The following is a 4,573-nucleotide window of genomic DNA, read 5'->3' on the forward strand; positions in this document are numbered from 1 at the left end:
TTGGAGTGGGCGCCGCCATACGCGATGAACTTGATATCGATCCCAAACAACTAGAATTGTTGCGGGTTTTATATCAACGATGGCCCTTCTTTAGGATGTTGATTTCCAAGGTGGAGATGACACTCGCCAAGGTTGATTTAGATCTAGCGCATCACTACGTACAATCGTTAGGTAGCCCGGAAAGCCGCACAGCATTTGAAGCAATTTTTGAGCAGATTTCAAGCGAATATCAACTAACTAAAGATTTAGTACTACAAATTTCTGGCCATAAAAGGCTGCTTGATGGTGATCCTGGTTTACAACAATCAGTAGAACTACGCAACCGCACAATCGTGCCCTTAGGCTTTTTGCAAGTTGCACTTTTAAGGCGATTGCGCAATCAACATAGACAACCGCCAATGAATGAAACAGAAGCAAACGACACAAGAACCTATAGCCGCAGCGAACTGTTACGTGGTGCCTTGCTCACGATTAATGGTATCGCTGCAGGCTTGCGCAACACCGGTTGAACGAAGTTTTAAGCGCCCATAATTAAATGATGCCTTATTTCCGTAGCAGCACTGCCGCGCCCCAATTGCCTGAGGGTTATCAGATTTATTGGCAACCATTGCCAACAGGTGCAGAAGAGGTAAATACATTGCTGCAAAAATGCGGCGCTCCTATCCGCAGCAATGCAAAGGTTGCATTAGCCCTAGAGCGCAGTGCCTGGTCGCTGAGGGTAGAAAAAGAAGATCAGCTAGTGGGATTTCTACGGGTTACAAGCGATGAAGCTCTAAATGCAAATCTTTGGGATCTCGTGGTTTTACCTGAAGAAATAGAAAAACAGAAAATTATGGAGGTGTTGGTTTACAGCTCCCTCAACAGAATGCGCAAGCAATGGCCTGGCTGCAGTATCTCTTTGGCTGCAGGGCCGGAATTGATCCCAGTTCTTGAAACCTATGGATTTAGCTCAGATCCCAACGGCATTCGTGCCATGGGATTAGAGCTGAAACCTGAACTGATTTAGGGGGAAAACGAGCATGGAGGGACTCGAACCCCCGACATTCAGAACCGGAATCTGACGCTCTATCCATCTGAGCTACATGCCCCCACCTAACTAGCCTAGCTGTCAAACCGCCTGCGCCCCATTCTTCTCCACCGCCTGGAGCTCAGCAGCTTTCGCAACTACAGCAACCTGAAATTGGTGCTTGATTCACCGCGTCTGTTGGTACTTGGCCAAAACGGTGAAGGTAAATCCAATCTGCTGGAGGCAGTGGAAATTCTTGGCAGCCTGCGTTCCCATCGCTGCAGCAATGATCGCGATTTAATTCAAAGGGGTGCGAAATCTGGCTTTTTAAGAGCTCAGGCTGGTTTTGATGGAGACGATGAACTGGTGTTGGAACTGCGGCGGGAGGGGGGGCGCAGAGCTCAACGCAATGGCAAGTTTTTAGAGCGGCAGCTCGATTTGCTGGGCCCTTTACGTTGCGTTGGATTCAGCGCCCTTGATTTGGAATTGGTGCGGGGGGAACCAGCCCTGCGGCGCAGCTGGCTGGATCGTGTGGTTTTGCAACTGGAGCCGGTATACGGCGAACTGCTGAGCCGTTATGGGCGCCTACTAAAACAACGCACTCAGCTTTTACGGCGGCAGCTTGGGGGGCAAGCGGAAATGCTGGATGTATTCGATCAGCAATTAGCTGCTATTGGGGTAAGGCTGCATCGCCGTCGCTATCGCATGCTGCGACGCCTAGAGCCACTGGCGGCACCGTGGCAAGCAAAACTCAGCGGTGGTAGGGAGCAACTGCAACTTCGATACCTTCCTGGCAGTGAATTAGTGGAGCCCGAACAAGAAAGTGTTTGGCAAGCCAGCCTGCTGGCCCAGCTGCAGATGCAACGAGATCAGGAGTTTCGCTTGGGTTTTTGCACGGTGGGTCCCCAAAGAGATGATGTGGCTCTTTTACTTGGGGGTGAACCAGCGAGGCGCTTGGGTTCAGCCGGCCAGCAACGCACTTTAGTGCTGGCATTGAAATTGGCAGAGTTGGAATTGGTGAAGCAGTTCAGTGGCTGCGCCCCAATCCTGCTGCTGGATGATGTGCTGGCGGAGCTTGATCCAAACCGCCAACAACTGCTGTTGGAAGCAATTGGCGAGGGGCATCAATGCCTTGTAAGCGCCACCCACCTCCACAGCTGCGTAGAGGAATGGCGTAACAAAGCCCAACTGATCACGGTGCAGGGGGGATCACTTTTGGTTGAACATTGCTAGGAGCTGGAAGCGGGGCTTTGTTTAAACCAGAAGATTTTACAAGAAACAGAGCTCCAGCTCCCACCGCCACTGCCACCACAAACAACACAAGCAGCAACTCGCCAACAGTTAATCCGCGTGTTTGCCGATTTATTTCCATTTTAAAAACTGTTTAAGCCAATGATGAGCGCTAAGATTAGAAGCTCTTTTGCCCGATTCAATGGCCAAAGCCTCATCCTGTTTGCACCCAGATCCAGGACGCCCCGCAACCCCTGTTCCCCAACATGAAAATGTCCCAACGGACATGGTGGGTAAACACTGCATTCTCGAGCTGTACGACTGTGATTCCAGCCGGCTCGACGACGAAGCATTTCTCAGGAACGCCATCACCTCAGCAGCGAAGCGGGCTGGCGCCACACTCCTGAACTTGATCACCCACCGGTTCGAACCCCAAGGGGTAACGGGATTAGCACTTTTAGCTGAATCCCATATCTCAATTCACACCTGGCCAGAATCCGGCTACGCCGCAGTGGATGTATTCACTTGTGGCGATCACACCATGCCTGAAAGGGCCTGTGCCGTGCTCAGCGAAGAGTTGGGTTCTACGCGTCAAAACTTGCGAAGTTTTAGACGGCGCACCCCATCTGCAATTGCAGACACGCAACGGGAGCCACTTCCGGCATAAACGCTCGCACTTACTGCAATAGGGAACGGTTGAGCTTTCCGCTCACCAAACCCTCAAGATCAACACTTACTGCAGTGAAACCAAGCGCCAAGAATTGACTTACCAACTCTTGGCGTTCTTTTGGTTTTAATAGTTGAACCAAATCTGCAGGCAATAGTTCAATGCGAGCTGTATCCCCCTGACAGCGCACCCTTAGTTGGCTAAAGCCAAAACCTCGTAATATATCTTCCGCTTTGGCCACTCTTTGCAACCGGTTGGCGCTTACCGGTTCGCCATAGGGAAACCTAGAAGCAAGACATGGCTGGGCTGGCTTATCCCACCAAGGGAAACCGAGGGCCCTTGAAATTTCTCTTACCCCTTGCTTATCAATACCGAATTGCAGCAAAGGGGATGCCACTCCATGTTCAGCAGCTGCCTGTAGGCCTGGGCGATGATCTGCTTGATCATCTTGATTTACTCCATCAAGCACCAAGAAAGTGCCGGATATTTTAGTTAATAAGCCATGTAATTCCTTTTTACAAAAATAACAACGGTTTTCTGGATTTGAACTGTAATTTATATCATTAAGTTCTTGAGTAAGGATTTCGCGGTGCCGCATCCCTAGCCATTGGGCCTGCCAACGGGCTTCCTGCAGCAAACTTGGCGCTAAAGCAGGAGACACTCCGGTTACAGCTTCGGCGCGATCAGCCAATTGCTCGGCCGCAAGAGCCGCCACCAAAGTGCTGTCTACTCCGCCGGAATACGCCACCACCACAGCGGATTGTTGCAGCAACCAATTACGTAAAGCAGATAGTTGCTGCTGCCGTGGTGCCGGCAAGCTTTCTACCAGTGGATGATTTGAAGTTTGGATGATCACAGGGATTTGCCCCGTAGCCAGTTCAGGCTATCCAGCCTCGTTACAATCCGCCCATGACAAGCTCAAGTGGTGGTGGGATTGGCATACGCACTGCCGCTGGCAGCGATGAGCGCAACCATGGCCAGCTGCATGTTTACGACGGCGATGGAAAAGGAAAAAGCCAGGCTGCCCTTGGCGTTGTACTACGCACTATCGGCCTTGGTATCTGTGAAAAGAAACGCACGCGCGTTCTATTAATCCGCTTCCTTAAAGGACCTGGCAGGGCCTACGCAGAAGATGCAGCCATCGAAGCGTTGCAACAGGGCTTCCCCCACTTAATTGATCAGGTGCGCACTGGCCGTGCCGACTATTTCAACGCTGACGAAGTAACACGATTTGATCGCCAAGAAGCCCAACGCGGTTGGGATATTGCTCGTGGTGCTTTAGCGAGCGCTCTTTATTCAGTGGTAGTGCTCGATGAATTAAATCCGGTTTTGGATCTTGGTTTGCTGGATGAACAGGAGGTGGTTAGAACCCTGGCGGCAAAACCAGCTGGCCTTGAGGTAATTGCCACCGGTAGGGGCGCACCAAGATCATTAGTGAATTTGGCAGATCTTCATTCCGAAATGCGCGCCCATCAACATCCATCCGCTGCTGATTTAGGGGTTGAAGGCATCGAGATATATACCGGCGAAGGCAAGGGAAAATCCACCAGCGCCCTCGGCAAAGCATTGCAGGCCATCGGTAAAGGCATCAGCCAAGATAAAAGCCATCGCGTATTAATTTTACAATGGCTAAAAGGTGGCACCGGTTACACAGAAGACAGCGCAATTGC

The 4,573-nt window shown here is 51.1% G+C and carries 6 protein-coding genes and 1 tRNA gene; 5 read left to right on the top strand and 2 right to left on the bottom strand.

Annotation, left to right across the window (positions count from 1 at the left end; genetic code table 11):
- Both KB557_RS09080 and KB557_RS09085 read left to right on the top strand, forming a co-directional pair.
- Positions 1-509, top strand: a 509-nt coding sequence (locus tag KB557_RS09080; RefSeq protein WP_255133442.1) for a phosphoenolpyruvate carboxylase, incomplete at its 5' end; no start/stop codon positions are given.
- 26 nt (positions 510-535) lie between these two features.
- Positions 536-1,006, top strand: coding sequence for an N-acetyltransferase (locus tag KB557_RS09085; RefSeq protein ID WP_255133445.1), 471 nt, complete (start codon positions 536-538; stop codon positions 1,004-1,006).
- Positions 1,007-1,014: 8 nt separating this feature from the next.
- Here KB557_RS09085 and KB557_RS09090 read toward each other — a convergent pair.
- Positions 1,015-1,088 (bottom strand) — tRNA-Arg (locus KB557_RS09090).
- A 53-nt stretch (positions 1,089-1,141) separates the two neighbouring features.
- On the opposite strand from KB557_RS09090, the gene recF reads away from it, so the two are divergent.
- On the top strand, positions 1,142-2,239 hold the full coding sequence (gene recF, locus KB557_RS09095) for a DNA replication/repair protein RecF (RefSeq protein WP_255133451.1): 1,098 nt from the start codon (positions 1,142-1,144) through the stop codon (positions 2,237-2,239).
- A 199-nt stretch (positions 2,240-2,438) separates the two neighbouring features.
- On the top strand, positions 2,439-2,903 hold the full coding sequence (gene speD, locus KB557_RS09100) for an adenosylmethionine decarboxylase (RefSeq protein ID WP_255133447.1): 465 nt from the start codon (positions 2,439-2,441) through the stop codon (positions 2,901-2,903).
- 10 nt (positions 2,904-2,913) lie between these two features.
- Here the strand turns inward: speD and larE are convergent, their stop codons facing one another.
- Entirely contained in the window at positions 2,914-3,756 is an 843-nt protein-coding gene (gene larE, locus KB557_RS09105) for an ATP-dependent sacrificial sulfur transferase LarE (RefSeq protein WP_255133453.1), read from the bottom strand.
- A gap of 56 nt (positions 3,757-3,812) precedes the next feature.
- On the opposite strand from larE, the gene KB557_RS09110 reads away from it, so the two are divergent.
- A partial coding sequence (locus KB557_RS09110) for a cob(I)yrinic acid a,c-diamide adenosyltransferase (protein WP_255133448.1) occupies positions 3,813-4,573 on the top strand: 761 nt, incomplete at its 3' end.

Origin of the sequence: Synechococcus sp. Cruz CV12-2-Slac-r, assembly GCF_024346075.1 — a bacterium.
GTDB lineage: Bacteria > Cyanobacteriota > Cyanobacteriia > PCC-6307 > Cyanobiaceae > Synechococcus_D.